The following is a 17,703-nucleotide window of genomic DNA, read 5'->3' as shown; positions in this document are numbered from 1 at the left end:
AACTGGTGATAGACGACTCAAGGACTAGAGAGAAAAAGGAGCAGAAAGGCTCCTTTTCAGTATGGATTGGATTTATAAAGCCGCAAACTCTTGGCTGTATTCAATCACTCCACATCGACCATCTAACTCACGCTCCCATAGCGCCACCACTTGAAATGCTCCCTGCGGTACATCCCAAGCACAACGCAGCGAATAACGCGCGGCATCTTCAAAGCCAAAACGTGAGTAGTAGGCCGGATCGCCAAGCACCACACAAGCAGGATAGCCAAGCTCCCCAAGCGAGCTTAACCCTTCTTTGACTAACTCGGCACCAATGCCTTGGCGACGGTATTCTTCTTTTACCGCGAGAGGTGCAAGACCTTGCCAGTTGAGATCCTCGCCTTCTAACGTGACAGGACTGAACATCACATGCCCAACAATCTCACCTTCATCATCGCAAGCCACCAGTGACAAAGTGCGCTGGCCATTTTCACGCAGCGCCATCACTAAATCCGCCTCTGCCTCAGTAGCAAAGACGTTTTTCAACAGTTGATCGACCACCAAAATATCAGCAGGCGCTTCAGTTCGAATAAGCATTAATAACCTCGTGGGATGAATTCGGCGTTTGCATCCCTTTATGCACAAAATCGGCCAGTTGGTGAAGCAAAATCTGTAACGCTTTCGGCAATTGTTGTAGATCCACGCTATCCATCAGGTTTTTCACTTCCAAACCGAGTTCGGTATCCCCTTCGATGGAGAGTCGACGCTGGAAGAACAGCGTATCTGGATCTTCCTTACGTCCGGCGATTAAAACCAAATCATTCAGATTTCCGCTAAAACTCACATCTTCAGCGACGGGTTTATCTGCGACGACTAACTTGTCGTTTTGGTAACTGATAAACCAGCGCAATTCCATGTCTTTTACTTCGACTTTCAGCCATTTATCTTCGAGGAATTCGAAGTCTCCGTCCTGTAAGGCTTCGCGGAATACTAAACCCATTGCATCAAGCAAGGCTTTTTTTTGAACGTTTTGGGGCAATAAGTGGATTGGAGATCGCAAAATTGAAGCAGCGTTCTGAACCAGTTGAGTGCGAATCTTGTTTAACACGAGCGTTATCCGTTACCTTGTTAGTCAATCTGCGCCCATCATACTGGATGTCAGCACCTGGATTCCTGTTATGTATCAAAAAATAACTTCAGGCCAAGATCCTTTTCTACTGTGGAAATCACAGTTATAGTTAATCATGTTACCGAATTGGTAACGCTATACCCCAACGACATACGCTGTTAAAGGGGATATTATAAACGTCGTCGCGCACGGACAGTTGGTAGTATTTTAAATGCCTGCTCAAACCTCATCTCAGCTCAAGCATTGGTTTGCAAAAATTACGTCACACAGTCCGTTCTTTTTTGCAATCCTCAATGATCAACACCAATACGTGATGGTCAACGAGCGCTATTGTGATATCGCCGGTCTCTCTAGCGAAGAGATGGTCGGGATGAGCGATAGTCAGGTTCTGGGCGAACATTTTTATCGCCATCTCAAACCGTTTTACGAACGTGCGTTTAACAACGAGCATATTGAGTCCGAGCTGACCCTCAGCGAAATCGACCTCGAAACCAGCTTACACTTTTCTCTCTCCCCCATCATGATCAACGATCGGGTGCAATACCTTGTATTCCACGCGATTGATACCTCAGAAAAGCAGATTTTAGTGCGCTCTCTGGAAGAATCGGAAAGCAAATACGCACTCCTCACGACACTGCTACCTGATGGTTTAATGATGGTGGAAAATGACTGCATTATTTCTGCCAACCCTTCCGCTGCACGTTTACTCGGTTTTGACGACGCACAAAAACTGCTCGGAGAAAATCTCTCCAGACTGTTTATTGATGAAAAGACCAAAACCGTTTTTTCATCGCAGTTGGCTTCGCTACTGACAGAAAAACCCTTGGTGTGCTTGACCGGGCCAAGGTGTGGGTTTGAACGGAAAATCCAGTTACACGCAGGTTGCACCTCTTTACTCGGTAATCAGTCGCAGTTGATCTTATTGCAAGATGCCGATGAAGCCCCAAAACAGTTTTCTGCGACCACTCAAGTCGATGCGCATATTGATAGCCTCACTGGGCTGTATAACCGACACGGGTTTACCAAGCGCTTAGAGCAGTGCATCCAAAATGAGACGCCTTTGGTTATGCTCTATCTGGACATTGATAACTTCAAAAACATCAATGACTCTCTCGGCCATCACATCGGTGACAAAGTGATTAAAGAGGTGGCGGCACGTTTAAAACGCTTACTGCCACAGCAAGCCGTACTTGGCCATTTGGGCGGTGATGAGTTTGGTTTGATCTTGCCGGAGCCAGAACACAACCGCTCTGCAGAAATGTTGGCAGATCGCATTATCTCTTTGATTAATCAGCCTTTTGACCTGCACCATTTCAGTAAGCGTTTAGCTTGTTCGATTGGCAGCGTGCGTTATCCCGGTGACGGCAATGATGCTCGCGTATTACTGCAAAATGCCGATACCGCGATGTATGAGGCTAAAGAGCGCGGTCGCAATCGCCTGATCAAATTCAATGATCAGATGAACAAAGAAGCGCGGATGCGCCTTTGGTTGGAAATTGAACTGCAAAAAGCGCTACAACAAAACGGCCTAGAAGTGTGGTACCAACCGAAAGTCAACGCGCGTGATTTTAGCATCAATGGCGCAGAAGCCTTGGTACGCTGGAAACATCCCGTTGAAGGCTATATCAGCCCAGGTGCTTTCATTCCCGTTGCGGAAAAAGCCGGCTTAATCGAACATTTGGGTCGCGTGGTTATGCGTGAAGTCTTCGCGACCGTCAAGCGCTGGAAGCTACAAGGCATTTTACCCGGACGTGTGGCGATCAACATCTCCCCCGAGCAGTTTGGCAATCCTCAACTGATTGATTATTTAGAAAAACTACTGCGAACAACTGGGCTAGATCCCAACAACATCACATTTGAACTGACCGAAAGTGCGGTGATGAGCGATAGTGAACATACCCAGCAAATGCTCAATGCCATCAAGAAACTCGGCTTCACCTTGTCAATTGATGACTTCGGTACAGGTTACTCGTCGCTGGCTTATTTAGCTCGCTTCCCGATCGATGAGCTCAAAATCGACCGCGCGTTTATCAGTAATATCGACACTCTACCCAAACAGCTCACGGTGATTGAAAACATCATTAATTTGGGGCGCTCACTGAACCTGACCGTAGTTGCAGAAGGAGTAGAAACTCAGCAACAAGCCACTTTACTCTCCAACCTAAATTGCCACTCCATCCAAGGCTTCCATTTTTATCGCCCACAACCGAAGCACGAAGTGGAAGAGTTGTTTGCGCAAAATCGCCGCCATCGCAAATCCCTCTAAGGGGTTAATTTTACTCTGATTGGTGGAAACCTGCCTTACATCAAATCGGGGAGACTCAATCCTTCCTAAAATGCGTTCACTATTCCCTGAATTCAGAGCCTTACGCTATGGAACTTCTCTGTCCGGCCGGAAATTTGCCGGCCCTGAAAACAGCGATTGATTGTGGTGCCGATGCGGTTTATATCGGTTTCAAAGATGATACCAACGCTCGCCACTTTGCCGGCCTTAATTTTAGCGGCAAAAAGCTCGAAAAAGCGGTGGATTACGTGCACGACCACAATAAAAAAATTCATATTGCACTCAACACCTTCGCCCATCCTAATGGTTTCGAGCGCTGGACTAACGCGGTAGATCAAGCGGCCGATCTCGGGGTTGATGCCTTGATCATTGCCGATATTGCCGTGCTGGAGTATGCGGCGCGCCACTACCCACACCTTGAACTGCACCTTTCCGTGCAAGCATCAGCCACCAACGTGAAAGCCGTTGAATTTTATCATCAGAATTTTAACGTCAAACGTGTCGTTCTGCCGCGCGTGCTTTCCATTCATCAGGTGAAGCAGCTTTCGCGTAATATTCCACAAGGTGTCGAGCTGGAAGTGTTCGCTTTTGGCAGCTTGTGCATCATGTCGGAAGGCCGCTGTTATCTCTCCTCTTACATGACGGGTGAGTCGCCTAATACGGTTGGAGCTTGCTCTCCCGCCAAATATGTACGCTGGCAAGAGACAGAATCAGGGCTTGAATCTCGCTTGAACGAAATTTTGATTGATAAGTATGCGGCGGGGGAAAATGCAGGTTATCCAACCCTGTGTAAAGGGCGCTTCATCACGGATATTGAAGGTGAACGAAAGTGCTATCACGCTCTTGAAGAGCCAACCAGTTTAAATACCTTGTCACTGCTGCCAGAGCTGTTTGCCGCCAATGTGGCTTCAGTAAAAATTGAGGGGCGTCAACGAAGCCCTGCGTATGTCGAACAAGTCACCCGCACTTGGCGTGCCGCGATTGATCGCTACTTAGCCAATCCTGCGCAATACCATGTCGAACCCAAATGGAATGCGGCACTGGCCAATGTCTCAGAAGGTACCCAAACCACACTTGGTGCCTATCACCGTCAATGGCAATAAGGGCAACGATCATGAAATATGCTTTAGGTCCACTACTCTATTTCTGGCCAAAACAGGACGTTGAAAGTTTCTATACTCAAGCCGCCGCCAGCATGGCGGATGTCATTTATCTTGGTGAAACCGTCTGCTCGAAGCGCCGTGAAATGAAACCACAACACTGGTTTGAGATTGCCAAATCCCTCTCTGCTGCTGGCAAACAAGTGGTGCTTTCTACTATGGCACTGCTTGAAGCGCCAAGTGAAATCAATGTGATGAAGAAGTACATCGATAACGGTGACTTCGCGATTGAAGCCAATGATGTTTCCGCTATTCAGATGGCGCACGAAAAAGGCCTTCCTTTTATCGTCGGGCCGGCCGTCAATACCTATAACGCACACACTCTCAAGCTGTTTTTAAAACAAGGCATGATCCGTTGGTGTATGCCAGTTGAGCTGTCACGAGACTGGCTAATCAACACCTTACAACAGTGTGATGAGCTCAATATTCGCGGACAATTTGAAGTAGAAGTGTTTAGCCACGGCTATTTACCGCTGGCTTATTCGGCGCGCTGCTTTACCGCTCGCGCCGAAAACCGCGCTAAAGACGAATGTGAGACCTGCTGTATTCGCTACCCGACGGGCATTCAAGTCGCGAGCCAAGAGGGGCAATCGGTATTTAATCTCAATGGTATTCAAACCCAGTCGGGTTACTGCTACAACTTGGTCAACGATTTACCAAGTATGGCCGGATTGGTCGATGTGGTGCGTTTAAGCCCACTCGGCGTTGAGACGTTCCAACATCTTGAGCAATTCAAAGCCAATGAACAAGGGCTGAAGCCGCAGCCGATTACCAGCCATCAGTGCAACGGTTACTGGCATCAATTAGCTGGTTTGGCCGTTAAAAATAGCTAAGGTTTACCAAAGGGTTGCTCATCAGCAACCCTTTTTATTTGCCTTTTCCTTTTCATGCATAGGAAACTTGGGTAGGTTTCCCCATTTTGTTCACATCGCGCCAGAGCATAATGCCGACCACAGTGCTCAGCACAATATTGGAGATGGGTAAGGCGATCCATACCCCTGTCAGCCCAAAAAACTGCGGCAAAATAAACAAGAAGGGTAACATGATCGACATATTCCCCACGGTAATAAACATGGCTTTGCCACCGCGATTGGTGGATTGGTAATACGCCGCGCTCACCACTAAGAAACCATCAAGATACATCGCAAACAGGTGCAGCTTAATGCCCATTTGCGCTCCGGCGATCAATTCGCTGTCGCTGGAGTTAAATATCGCAATCGCCTGCTCAGGGAAGAGGTTTAGCACCAGCACAAACGCCATCCCTCCCAGTACGGCAATCCCCATCGCCAAGCGTAATAACTTACGGATGTGATCGTAATTACGCGCCCCAAAATGGTAGCTGGCCAGCGGCTGCATACCATTCGCAATACCTTCAACGGTCAGGTAGTAGATCGTCACTATGTAACCCATCACCGCATAAGCACCGACCATGACGGCGTTGCCGTACTCGATCATCAAGGTGTTGTGCAGCGCGACCATGGTGGAACCGTAGGCGTACATAAAAAAGCTTGAGACGCCAATCGCGAAGATCTTGGGTAACGAGTGCCACTCCAACCTTAAGCAACGACGAGTTAAACGCATATTGGCTCGGGCAGAAAAGAAATACGCCAAGCCTAATAACGTGACCACCACCTGCGCAAGAGTGGTGGCGATCGCTGCACCGGTCAGCTCCCATTGCAGCCAAGCGATAAACAGGTAATCAAGTGCGATATTGGTCAGTGCACCAATCACCATTAATAACGTAGCCAAATTGGGGCTGTGATCGTTACGTAGCAAAAACGGCATCGCAATCGAGCCTAAGGTGAACAAACAGCCAACAATTAACACTTGTAGGTACTGCAGGCCTAATTCAAACACCCTTCCTTCAGCGCCTTGCCAACGCAAGAAGTCATCCGCCATAAACCACAAAATCACAGCCACGATAGGGGCAAGTAGCAGCAAACTCATCAACCCAGTGGCCAGAATACGCTTAGCACTGTCAGGATGGCCTTCCCCCTGTTTGATTGAAGCCAGAGCTCCAGTGCCCACCCCAACCAGCATACCGATCCCGAGGATGGTACCGATCACAGGCCAAGCCACGTTAATGCCAGCTAATCCCTCAGCGCCCACATAATGGCCAATGAAGATGCCATCCACCACTTGATACAGACCATTAACCAGCATCGCAGCCACCGTAGGAATGGTGTAGCGAACAAACTGTCGGTAAATCGATCGATTCATCATACAAACATATCTATTTAGTTAGTTAGCCTATCTAATAAAAACCTGACTAGCGCAGGGCTTTACCCAATAACAAGTCCAGCATCATCGCTTCTTCAGAAGATAAATTCTGCGCGACTTGTTCTGCCAAAATCTGATAAACCTTAGCTTCACTCGCCAGATGTAACTCCGCTTGTTCCGTCAGCTCAAACAATTGAGAACGCGCATCAGATTGGCACTGAACGCGTTTCACTAAACCTCGCCGTTCAAGCCTCTTCAGCATGTTAGAGGCAGAGGGCTTACTCACTTCTAACGCCAGTGCTAAATCGGTTAAACGGATCGCTTGAGGGGCGCTTTGAATCACTTTCAGGTAGTCATATTCATTAAAACTGAGCTGAGCAAGAGGATCTTCTTTGCCATATTTACGCCAAACTTTGGCGGCAAAGCGTTCCATTTTTTCTAAATTAACATCGAGCATATTCGATAACACATAGTTAGCAAGGCTAACTATTCTGCCAGAGTCCTAGCAACAAAAAAAGCCGCAAGATGCGGCTTTTTTATCAGAGAGAGGTGAAACTATTGTGTCATTGCTTCGGCTTTCGCGCGCGCTAACTGCTCTTCACGGGCTTGTTGATAGATGTGCCCTAGCTCAAGAAAAGCATAGCGATGCTCCACATATTCATACACATTGAAGGAAATCGCGAGCTTATACAAAGAGAGAGCATGGGCCAGTTCTCCTTGCATTTGATAACGCTTACCTAGGTAGAAATAAGCCTCTGTGAGGCGCTGTGCTAATAGCTCATTTTCTCGAGAGCCCGCAATAATGGCTTTGAATGCGACCTCTTCCGAGAGTTGATCCAACATCAGTCCTACCAGCACCCAGCCCCACTGTTCATCGTGCTGCTGATAGCGTTCAAGCAGTTCTGTACGCGCTTTTGTCAGGTCAATATCGCTTTCTATGATGTACAGCCACAGCGCCCGAAAAGGATCTTGTGGGTCTTGTTGATAGTGCTTAGTGATCTCTTCGAGTGCCAGTTGTGGGCGCTCGCCATAGTAAAGCGCGATGGCGCGATTGCGCACGGCATACTCGTTACTAGGATCCAATTCTAACGTCGAATCGAAGGATTCATACGCGGCGTCAAACTCGCCCGCTTCGGTGTAATACACCCCTAGCAAGTTAAACACATCGGGCTGCGCAGGGTTAATCGAGAGCGATTGAGTAAAATCGAGCCGAGCCAAATCACGTAAACCGACACTGTCGTAATAATTGCCACGTTCGAACAGCATTTTAGCGCGTATCTCAGGCTCAAGATCCGTGCGCTGTAATAATTGGCTTAAGCGGGCGATTTGCACTTCTTGTTGAATCGACGCTTGCAGCGGCACCGCCATTGGCGGGTAAAGCCATTGGGTTGCAGATTCATTCTGCGTGGCACACCCTGACAGCAGAACCAATCCTATCACCGCTATCGGGAATCGAAACCATTTCACTCATCATACTCCTGTGGGATTTCGCATAAAAAAGGGAGCGAATAACGCTCCCTTTATAGCACGCTTTTATTATGAAAAGTAAAAGCCGTGTTGTTTTTGCTCTAGCAACGGAAAATTATTCCGCTTGTGGTGCCGCTTGTGGTGCCACTTCTGCTGCTGCATCAGAAGTTTCAACCGCTTCTTTCATGCTTAGACGTACACGGCCTTGGCGGTCGATTTCCAGCACTTTAACTTGAACTTCTTGGCCTTCAGTCAGGTAGTCAGACACTTTCTCTACGCGCTTGTCAGCGATTTGAGAGATGTGTACTAGACCATCTTTACCAGGAAGAATCGTTACAAACGCACCAAAGTCTGCCAAACGAGCTACTTTACCAGTGTAGATCACGCCCACTTCAACTTCGGCGGTGATCTCTTGAATACGGCGGATCGCTTCTTTCGCTTGATCGCCGTCAGTCGCAGCAATCTTGATCGTGCCGTCATCTTCGATCTCGATGGTGGTACCCGTTTCTTCCGTCAACTGACGAATTACCGCACCACCTTTACCGATCACGTCTTTGATCTTCTCAACGCTGATCTTCATCGTGTGGATACGTGGCGCAAATTCAGAGATATCGCTACGCGCTGCAGAGATCGCTTGATCCATCACAGACAGAATGTGTAGACGAGCACCTTTCGCTTGGTTCAGAGCGATTTGCATGATCTCTTTGGTGATGCCTTCGATCTTGATGTCCATCTGCAGTGCAGTAACACCTGTCGCGGTACCTGCGACTTTAAAGTCCATGTCGCCTAGGTGATCTTCATCACCCAGAATGTCAGACAGAACCACAAAATCATTTTCTTCTTTCACCAGACCCATTGCGATACCCGCAACAGAAGCCTTGATTGGAACACCAGCATCCATCAGAGCAAGCGATGAACCACACACAGAAGCCATTGAAGATGAACCGTTAGATTCCGTGATTTCAGAAACGACACGAACTGTGTACGGGAACTCTTCTGGTGATGGCATAACCGCAGCAATACCACGCTTCGCCAAACGGCCGTGACCGATTTCACGACGCTTAGGAGAACCCACAAAACCCGTTTCACCCACACAGTATGGAGGGAAGTTGTAGTGCAGTAGGAAGTGATCTTTCTTCTCGCCAGTCAGCTCATCGATGATTTGCGCATCACGTTGAGTGCCTAGAGTTGCTGTAACCAGAGCCTGAGTTTCACCACGTGTGAACAGAGCAGAGCCGTGAGTACGTGGTAGAACGCCAGTACGAACGTCCAGAGCACGAACCATGTCTTTTTCACGGCCATCGATACGTGGGTTACCCGCGATGATGCTGCGACGAACAACGGTTTTTTCCAGATCGTGGAAAATGGTGTGAATTTCTTTGGTGTCTAAAGCTTCGTTTTCAGCCAGCAGAGCCGCCGTCACTTCTGAACTGATTGCATGGATACGATCATAACGCGCCATTTTCTCAGTGATTTGGTACGCTTCCACCAAACGAGTTTCTGCCAGAGCAGCCACTTTCGCTTTCAGCTCAGTGTTCTCGGCTGGTGCAACCCATTCCCATGCTGGTGTTGCCACTTCCGCTGCGAATTCATTGATTGCTTTGATCACGGCTTGTTGTTGATCATGACCAAACACAACGGCAGCCAGCATCTCTTCTTCAGTCAGAATTTGTGCTTCTGATTCCACCATCAGTACTGCGTTGTCAGTACCCGCAACCACCAGATCCAAACGAGACTGTTTCAGCTCTTTTTCACTTGGGTTCAGAACCAATTGACCATCAATGTGACCTACGCGAGCCGCACCGATTGGACCATTGAATGGGAGTCCAGAAATCGCCAGTGCTGCAGAAGTACCGATCATCGAGATGATGTCAGGTTGCACGTCTGGGTTTACTGAAACCACAGTCGCGATCACTTGCACTTCGTTAGTGAAACCATCAGGGAACAGCGGACGAATTGGACGGTCAATCAGACGAGCAATCAGCGTTTCGCCTTCAGAAGGACGGCCTTCGCGCTTAAAGAAACCGCCAGGGATTTTACCTGCCGCGTAAGTACGCTCTTGGTAGTTTACAGTCAGAGGGAAGAAATCTTGACCCACTACCGCTTCTTTCTTACCGACCACAGAGACAAACACCGCAGTGTCATCCATGGTAGCCATTACTGCTGCCGTTGCTTGGCGAGCCATTACACCCGTTTCGAGAGTAACGGTGTGGTTACCGTACTGAAACGTTTTTACTACTGGTTTTTCGAACATGAGTATTCCTTATTCTCAGGACAAGCCTGAAATCAAATCATTAATACTCAGAGCACTACTAATCGCGACTAGTAAAAATAGACTGACAACTTGGGAGTACGTTCGAGAAACAATCGGTTTTAATGGCGATCTGTTTTTAAGAGCGATCTATTTGTAAGAGCAATCTGTTTTTAATAGCCGCGACCTTTTGGTCGACTACGGTGACTGTAATGCCATGAGCACAAACTTGTTCAGCCACGTAGACTGAACGGCGGATAGTATAAACTACTTAGAGGAAGGATAGCTAATTTAGAGTGCAAATTTAGCCTGCAAAAAAGGGGCTTACGCCCCTTTTTGTACAAACTGTGCTTTGCAGCGACGAATTAACGACGCAGGCCTAGACGTTTGATCAGATCTTGGTAACGAGACAGATCTTTACCTTTCAGGTAGTCCAGCAGTTTACGACGGCTTGAAACCATACGTAGCAGACCACGACGGCTGTGGTGATCGCCTTTGTGTGCTTGGAAGTGACCTTGCAGGTGGTTGATAGAAGCAGTCAGTAGAGCGATCTGTACTTCTGGTGAACCTGTGTCATTTTCGCAACGTGCGTATTCAGCAACGATTGCTGCTTTAGTTTCTGCATTCAGAGACATAATTCTCTCCTAAAGAGTTTGAGGTTTAAGTTTGTGTCAGCCAATCTCTGATTCAGCCGACACGAGAAGCGCGGATTATAGGGAATATTCCTAATCCGCACAAGCGGAATGTCTCGCCATACAGCGAGCCCTTCCACGAATTTATTCGCCGTACACCACCAAGCGTTTCGGCGCGACCTTACCGTTATCGTCAATCTCGCCAACGCCAAGGAATAGCTTCTGCTCGCCGCCAGTAATGCGCACCATACCGTCGGATGGTGCCCCCGAAACCTGTACTGCTTGCCCATGCTGAATAAGTGTCATCAGTTCTGGGATCACGTTGACTTCGGGTAAAGCTTCCACGGCAGTATCCATCGGCAGTAATAGCGGATCGAGAACGTCCGCCACCGCTTTTTCGTCACGATGGGCTTGTTCAACCAAAGCGTTGAGTTGCTCTAGCGTCACCATTCGCTCATACGGATAGTTAGCGACACCCACACGGCGCAGCATGGTCACATGCGCTCCACAGCCCAGCATTTCACCCAGATCATCGACTATGGTACGAATATAAGTGCCTTTCGAGCAGTGTACTTCCATCTCCACTTCATCACCTTCAAAGCGATGCAGCTCAATCTCATACACAGTGATCTTGCGCGCTTCACGCGGCACTTCAATACCCTGACGGGCGTATTCGTAGAGTGGACGACCTTGGTATTTCAACGCTGAAAACATGGATGGAACTTGATCCGTTTCACCGCGAAACTTGGCGATACAGGCCAGCAGCGTATCGTAATCCACGTGAACAGGACGCGTTTGTACCACTTGACCATCAGAATCTGAGGTGTCGGTACGTTCACCCAATTTGGCGATCACACGATAACGTTTATCAGAATCGAGCAGAAATTGGGAAAACTTAGTGGCTTCACCGAGGCAGATTGGCAACATGCCCGTCGCCAGAGGATCAAGCGCGCCAGTATGTCCCGCTTTTTCAGCGCCATAGAGGCGTTTAACCTTTTGCAAAGCGTCGTTGGAAGAGATACCTGTCGGCTTATCCAACAGAATCACACCGTGGATAACCCGACCTTTACGTCGACGAACCATTACGCTTCGTCCTCATCACGACCCGCTTCATGCTTGCGGCGCTTGTCACTATTGATCACTTCGGTAACGAGGTTTGACATACGCATACCTTCAACCAAGGTGTTGTCGTAGTAGAAGCGAATTTCTGGCGTCAAACGTAAGCGGATCTGCTTACCTAACATCATGCGGATCTGCACTTCGTGCTCACGCAATGCTGCCAGACAAGATTCTGGGGTTTGCTCACCGATGCACAGAAAGGTCACGAACACTTTGGCATAAGCCAAATCGCGTGATACTTCTACATCAGAGATGGTCACCATACCTAGGCGAGAATCACGCACTTCGCGTTGCAGGATCATCGCCAGTTCTTTTTGTAATTGCTGTGCCACACGTTGTGTACGGCTAAATTCTTTCGGCATATCGTTTCTCACTGATAGAAAGAATGGGGGGATGGTCTTGGCCAGCCCCCCATGGTGTATTCAACAACCTATATTGCCTTGATTAATGCAACAGTAGTTGATTAGTCGATGGTACGTTGGATTTCGATCGTTTCGAATACTTCGATCTGGTCACCGACGCGAACATCATTGTAGTTCTTAACGCCGATACCACACTCGTAACCATTCTTCACTTCTGCAACGTCATCTTTAAAGCGACGTAGCGATTCCAGTTCGCCTTCATAGATAACTACGTTATCACGCAGAACGCGGATTGGAGCATTACGTTTGATCACACCTTCAGTGACCATACAGCCTGCAATCGCACCCAGTTTCGGTGACTTAAATACGTCACGAACTTCCGCCAGACCGATGATCTCTTGTTTGAACTCAGGAGACAGCATACCGCTCATCGCCTGTTTCACTTCATCGATCAATTGGTAAATGATGGAGTAGTAACGCAGATCGATGTTTTCAGCTTCAATCATACGGCGAGCTGACGCATCAGCACGTACGTTAAAGCCAACCACGATAGCGTTAGAAGCCGCCGCCAGAACCGCATCCGTTTCAGTAATACCACCGACACCAGAGCCGACGATATTGACTTTCACTTCGTCTGTTGAAAGTTTGGTCAACGAGTCCGCAATCGCTTCCACTGAACCTTGTACGTCAGCTTTCAGTACAATGTTCAGCTCAGCGACATCACCTGCAGTCATGTTAGAGAACATGTTCTCCAGTTTAGACTTCTGTTGACGCGCCAGTTTCACTTCGCGGAACTTACCTGCACGGTAGTTAGCCACTTCACGCGCTTTACGCTCATCACGTACTACGGTTGCTTCATCACCGGCCGCTGGAACACCAGACAGACCCAGGATTTCAACTGGGATCGATGGGCCCGCTTCTTCAACTTCGTTACCGACTTCATCACGCATTGCACGAACGCGGCCATATTCTTGGCCACACAGAACAATGTCACCCTTACGCAGAGTGCCCGATTGAACCAGAACAGTTGCTACCGGACCACGGCCTTTATCCAGACGAGATTCGATGACCACGCCAGACGCCATACCTTGTTTCACCGCTTTCAGCTCAAGAACTTCAGCTTGCAGCAGAATAGCTTCCAGTAGACCGTCAATGTTAGTACCTTGTTTCGCAGAGATGTGAACAAACATGTTGTCACCGCCCCACTCTTCAGGCATCACATTGTACTGTGACAGTTCAGTTTTAACGTTATCTGGGTTAGCCGTGTCTTTATCGATCTTGTTTACTGCAACAATCAGAGGAACTCCCGCCGCTTTCGCGTGTTGGATAGCCTCGACGGTTTGTGGCATTACGCCATCGTCCGCTGCAACAACCAGTACTACGATATCCGTTGCTTGTGCACCACGAGCACGCATAGCGGTAAACGCCGCGTGTCCAGGAGTATCCAGGAAGGTGATCATGCCGTTTGGCGTTTCAACGTGGTAAGCACCGATGTGCTGAGTAATACCACCCGCTTCACCAGAAGCAACGTGGGTACGACGGATATAGTCCAGCGTTGAGGTTTTACCGTGGTCAACGTGACCCATGATGGTCACGACTGGCGCACGGGAAACTTCTTCGAACTTGTCATCACGATCCGACAGAATCGCTTCTTCCAGCTCATTTTCCTTACGCAGAACCACTTTGTGACCCATTTCTTCCGCTACCAGTTGAGCAGTTTCTTGGTCAATCACTTGGTTAATGGTCGCCATCGCGCCCATTTTCATCATCACTTTGATGACTTCTGTCGCTTTCACTGACATTTTTTGTGCCAGTTCAGAAACAACGATAGTTTCACCAACCACAACATCCGCTTTCGCGACGACAGCGGTTTTATCAAAACCGTGTTGCATAGACATTGGCTTGTTGATGCGACCTTTACGACCCGCTTTACCACCACGAGGACGAGAATCGCGCTCTTGGTTATCGTCACGAGAGGACATCTTTCTCTTATTCGCTTTTGTCGAGCGACGACGAGCACCTTCTTCGTGGAGGTCAGCCTCATCTTCCGCTTCGCGTGCATAACGCGAAGTCGTTACATGGTAATCTGTGTTTTCTTGCATATCACCTACAGTCTCTTTATCAGCAGACCAACGCTCACCATTTTTTTCAGCCAATTCGCGTACTTTTTCAAGTTGACGGCGACTTTCCTCTTCGGCCTTACGTCTTGCTTCTTCTTCCTGGCGACGTTTTAGCGCCTCGGCTTCTTTGCGCGCTGCTTCTTGCTTCAATTTTTCTTCGTCAGAACGTGGTTGTGTAGCCGCTTGCGTTTCACGCTTCGCTTTCTCTTCAGCCATACGTTTTGCCTCTGCTTCACGCTTGGCGGCTTCTTCTGCTTCACGTTTGGCTTTTTCTTCTGCCGCACGTTGTGCAGCTTCTTCAGCTTCACGTTTTGCTTGCTCTTCTGCGGCGCGCATTGCGGCTTCTTCCGCTTCACGAGTCGCTTCATCTTCAACAGAACTGCGCTTAACATACGTACGTTTTTTGCGCACTTCAACTTGAACATTCTTACTTTTACCGCCACCGGCATTCACGCTCAGTGTGCTACGGGTTTTACGCTGGAGTGTCAAACGCGTTGGCTCAGAGCCTGTCGCATCGCCGTGCTCTTTACGTAAATGAGCCAGCAGCTTCTGCTTCTCATCCTCAGATACGTGATCCGCAACAGCCTTGTTCATTCCTGCATCAGCAAGTTGCTCTAATAAGCGGTCTACTGGTGTTCCAATTTCTTCACTCAGTGCTTTAACGGTAATTTGTGTCATGCCGCTTCCTCCCCTTGCTGAAAATTATGCGTCTTCACCAAACCAACAAATGTTACGAGCCGCCATAATAAGCTCACCCGCACGCTGTTCGGTCAGACCTTCAATACCTTCTAAATCATCCACACCTTGGTCAGCCAGATCTTCCAGTGTCGCAACACCTTTCGCTGCCAGTTTGAATGCCATGTCGCGTTCCAGTCCTGCTAATGCAAGCAGATCTTCTGCAGGCTCAAGGCCTTCGAACGACTCTTCTTTTGCCAAAGCAATCGTCGTCAGCGCTTCTTTCGCACGACTACGTAGCTCATCTGCCAGATCTTCATCCATGCCATCAACATCAAGCAGCTCATTCATTGGTACGTAAGCGATCTCTTCTAGCGTAGAGAAGCCTTCTTCAACCAGCAGCTCAGCAAAATCTTGCTCAATATCGAGATACTTCATGAAGTTCTCGATGGATGCCATTGACTCTTCTTGGTGTTTCTTCTGTAGATCCGCAACCGTCATCACATTCAGTTCCCAACCGGTCAGTTGAGAAGCCAAACGTACGTTTTGACCGTTACGACCGATCGCTTGCGCAAGGTTATCAGCCTCAACAGCGATATCCATTGAGTGTGCATCTTCATCCATAATGATCGATGCCACATCGGCTGGTGCCATGGCATTAATGACGAATTGCGCTGGGTTATCATCCCACAAAACGATATCAATACGCTCGCCACCCAGTTCGCCAGAAACCGCTTGTACACGTGCACCACGCATACCCACACACGCACCAACAGGGTCGATACGCTTATCATTGGTTTTTACCGCGATCTTGGCACGTGAACCAGGATCACGCGCAGCCGCTTTCAGCTCAATCAGCTCTTCACCAATTTCTGGAACTTCTACACGGAACAGTTCTGCCAACATTTCTGGCTTAGAACGAGTGATGAAGAGTTGGAAACCACGTGCTTCTGGAGCCACTTTGTACAGCAAACCACGAACACGATCGCCAGGACGGAAGTTTTCGCGTGGCAGTTGATCTTCACGTAGGATAACCGCTTCAGCGTTGTTACCCAGATCGAGGATCACGGTTTCACGGTTCACTTTCTTCACTACACCAGTCACCAATTCACCTTCGTTATCGATGAATTGTTCAACAATCTGTGCACGTTCTGCTTCACGCACTTTTTGTACGATCACTTGTTTCGCAGTTTGCGTGGTAATACGGTCAAAGGTTACTGATTCGATCTGATCTTCGATATAGTCACCCAGTTGAACCGAGTCATCATCAAAGCTCGCCGCTTCAAATGAGATCTCTTTGGTTGGGTGCTCAACATTCTCAACCACTAACCAACGGCGGAACGTTTCAAACGCACCTGTTTTGCGATCGATGGCTACGCGCACATCGATCTCGATTTCATACTTCTTTTTGGTTGAAGTCGCTAACGCAGTTTCCAGCGCTTCAAAAATACGCTCACGAGGTACCGCTTTCTCGTTAGAAACCGCCTCAACTACCGCTAAAATTTCTTTACTCATTGTTCTAGCCTCAAAGACTTAAAATTTAGGGATCAGGTTAGCTTTTGAAATGTTGCTTAAGGCAAAGTGTTCTTCTTGCCCATCAACCATCACGGCTACGGTTTCACCATCAATTGATTGGATGACCCCTTTCCACTTGCGACGGTTGCCAACAGCCATCTTCAAAACGATGCTGACCTCGTGACCAATAAACTGCTCGTAATGTGCTGCTTTAAAGAGTGGTCTTTCTAGACCAGGAGAAGACACTTCGAGGTTGTAAACGACCGAAATAGGGTCTTCAACATCCAAAACAGCACTCACTTGGCGACTTACTTCTGCGCAGTCTTCCACTGTGATACCGTTTTCGTGATCAATAAAGATACGTAGTGTGGAATGTTGCCCTGCACGGACGAACTCTAATCCAACCAACTCGTAACCTGCAGCAACCACCGGAGCTTCAAGCATTTCAGTAAGTTGTCTTTCTAAACCAGTCATCTAAACCACTCCAGAAACAAAAAAAGGGCTTAGAGCCCAATTTAAATACCAAGCAAATACCTAAAACCCTTAAAAAGGAAATTTAGATAATAAAAAACCCCGATTAAGTCGGGGTTTTTTATTGCTGGACCCTGATAAATTGAGAATCGCTTCTCAACTGCAGTGAGGTTAACACTGCCAAACTTGTCTCTCTAATCGTTAAGAGAGATTGGTTGCGGGGGCCGGATTTGAACCAACGACCTTCGGGTTATGAGCCCGACGAGCTACCAAGCTGCTCCACCCCGCGTCCGACTTGCGAGCATTATACGCTCAACAA

General features: G+C 48.3%; 15 protein-coding genes and 1 tRNA gene. 3 read left to right on the top strand and 13 right to left on the bottom strand.

Annotated elements, in window-relative coordinates; all coding sequences use genetic code 11:
* Positions 1-72: 72 nt before the first annotated feature.
* Positions 73-576: a GNAT family N-acetyltransferase gene (locus T411_RS0116455; RefSeq protein WP_000908540.1), complete on the bottom strand. Its 504-nt coding sequence runs from the start codon at positions 574-576 to the stop codon at positions 73-75.
* Complete coding sequence (gene ubiT / locus T411_RS0116450) at positions 560-1,087, bottom strand: ubiquinone anaerobic biosynthesis accessory factor UbiT (RefSeq protein ID WP_000932672.1); 528 nt, start codon at positions 1,085-1,087, stop codon at positions 560-562. Before ubiT ends, T411_RS0116455 begins: the two co-directional genes overlap by 17 nt.
* A 232-nt stretch (positions 1,088-1,319) precedes the next feature.
* Between ubiT and T411_RS0116445 the strand changes: the two genes are divergently transcribed.
* The 3 genes from T411_RS0116445 to T411_RS0116435 all read left to right on the top strand — a co-directional run bounded on the left by T411_RS0116445 (position 1,320) and on the right by T411_RS0116435 (position 5,385).
* The gene (locus tag T411_RS0116445; protein WP_001111411.1) at positions 1,320-3,374 is read left to right on the top strand and encodes a bifunctional diguanylate cyclase/phosphodiesterase; all 2,055 of its coding nucleotides are present in this window, start codon (positions 1,320-1,322) and stop codon (positions 3,372-3,374) included.
* 107 nt (positions 3,375-3,481) lie between these two features.
* Positions 3,482-4,495: a ubiquinone anaerobic biosynthesis protein UbiU gene (gene ubiU, locus T411_RS0116440; RefSeq protein ID WP_000421327.1), complete on the top strand. Its 1,014-nt coding sequence runs from the start codon at positions 3,482-3,484 to the stop codon at positions 4,493-4,495.
* Between the two features lie 11 nt (positions 4,496-4,506).
* The gene (locus tag T411_RS0116435; RefSeq protein WP_000872504.1) at positions 4,507-5,385 is read left to right on the top strand and encodes a U32 family peptidase; all 879 of its coding nucleotides are present in this window, start codon (positions 4,507-4,509) and stop codon (positions 5,383-5,385) included.
* A 52-nt stretch (positions 5,386-5,437) separates the two neighbouring features.
* Here the strand turns inward: T411_RS0116435 and vcrM are convergent, their stop codons facing one another.
* The 11 genes from vcrM to T411_RS0116380 form a co-directional block, all read right to left on the bottom strand.
* Positions 5,438-6,775: a sodium-coupled multidrug efflux MATE transporter VcrM gene (gene vcrM / locus T411_RS0116430; protein ID WP_000981941.1), complete on the bottom strand. Its 1,338-nt coding sequence runs from the start codon at positions 6,773-6,775 to the stop codon at positions 5,438-5,440.
* 46 nt (positions 6,776-6,821) lie between these two features.
* Positions 6,822-7,229, bottom strand: coding sequence for a MarR family winged helix-turn-helix transcriptional regulator (locus tag T411_RS0116425; RefSeq protein ID WP_000887847.1), 408 nt, complete (start codon positions 7,227-7,229; stop codon positions 6,822-6,824).
* A 98-nt stretch (positions 7,230-7,327) separates the two neighbouring features.
* A complete protein-coding gene (nlpI, locus tag T411_RS0116420) occupies positions 7,328-8,239 on the bottom strand; it encodes a lipoprotein NlpI (protein WP_002033804.1) in 912 nt (303 codons plus the stop codon).
* Positions 8,240-8,354: 115 nt separating this feature from the next.
* On the bottom strand, positions 8,355-10,493 hold the full coding sequence (pnp, locus tag T411_RS0116415; protein ID WP_000462069.1) for a polyribonucleotide nucleotidyltransferase: 2,139 nt from the start codon (positions 10,491-10,493) through the stop codon (positions 8,355-8,357).
* A gap of 362 nt (positions 10,494-10,855) precedes the next feature.
* On the bottom strand, positions 10,856-11,125 hold the full coding sequence (rpsO, locus tag T411_RS0116410) for a 30S ribosomal protein S15 (RefSeq protein ID WP_000055654.1): 270 nt from the start codon (positions 11,123-11,125) through the stop codon (positions 10,856-10,858).
* A 141-nt stretch (positions 11,126-11,266) separates the two neighbouring features.
* The gene (gene truB, locus T411_RS0116405; RefSeq protein ID WP_000252417.1) at positions 11,267-12,205 is read right to left on the bottom strand and encodes a tRNA pseudouridine(55) synthase TruB; all 939 of its coding nucleotides are present in this window, start codon (positions 12,203-12,205) and stop codon (positions 11,267-11,269) included.
* Positions 12,205-12,603, bottom strand: coding sequence for a 30S ribosome-binding factor RbfA (gene rbfA / locus T411_RS0116400; protein WP_001123656.1), 399 nt, complete (start codon positions 12,601-12,603; stop codon positions 12,205-12,207). The genes truB and rbfA overlap by 1 nt, the downstream gene beginning before the upstream one ends.
* Before the next feature lie 101 nt (positions 12,604-12,704).
* On the bottom strand, positions 12,705-15,401 hold the full coding sequence (gene infB / locus T411_RS0116395; protein ID WP_000192207.1) for a translation initiation factor IF-2: 2,697 nt from the start codon (positions 15,399-15,401) through the stop codon (positions 12,705-12,707).
* Positions 15,402-15,425: 24 nt separating this feature from the next.
* Positions 15,426-16,913 carry a transcription termination factor NusA gene (gene nusA, locus T411_RS0116390; protein WP_000031601.1) on the bottom strand — a complete coding sequence of 496 codons (1,488 nt, stop codon included), beginning with the start codon at positions 16,911-16,913 and terminating at the stop codon, positions 15,426-15,428.
* A gap of 18 nt (positions 16,914-16,931) precedes the next feature.
* The gene (gene rimP, locus T411_RS0116385) at positions 16,932-17,387 is read right to left on the bottom strand and encodes a ribosome maturation factor RimP (RefSeq protein WP_000147148.1); all 456 of its coding nucleotides are present in this window, start codon (positions 17,385-17,387) and stop codon (positions 16,932-16,934) included.
* Between the two features lie 209 nt (positions 17,388-17,596).
* Positions 17,597-17,673 (bottom strand) — tRNA-Met (locus T411_RS0116380).
* Positions 17,674-17,703: the final 30 nt, after the last annotated feature.

It is taken from the genome of Vibrio cholerae ATCC 14035, from assembly GCF_000621645.1.
In the GTDB taxonomy this organism is placed as follows: domain Bacteria; phylum Pseudomonadota; class Gammaproteobacteria; order Enterobacterales; family Vibrionaceae; genus Vibrio; species Vibrio cholerae.
The sequence above is the reverse complement of the archived record's forward strand: the minus strand, read 5'-3'. Positions and strand labels throughout refer to the sequence as shown.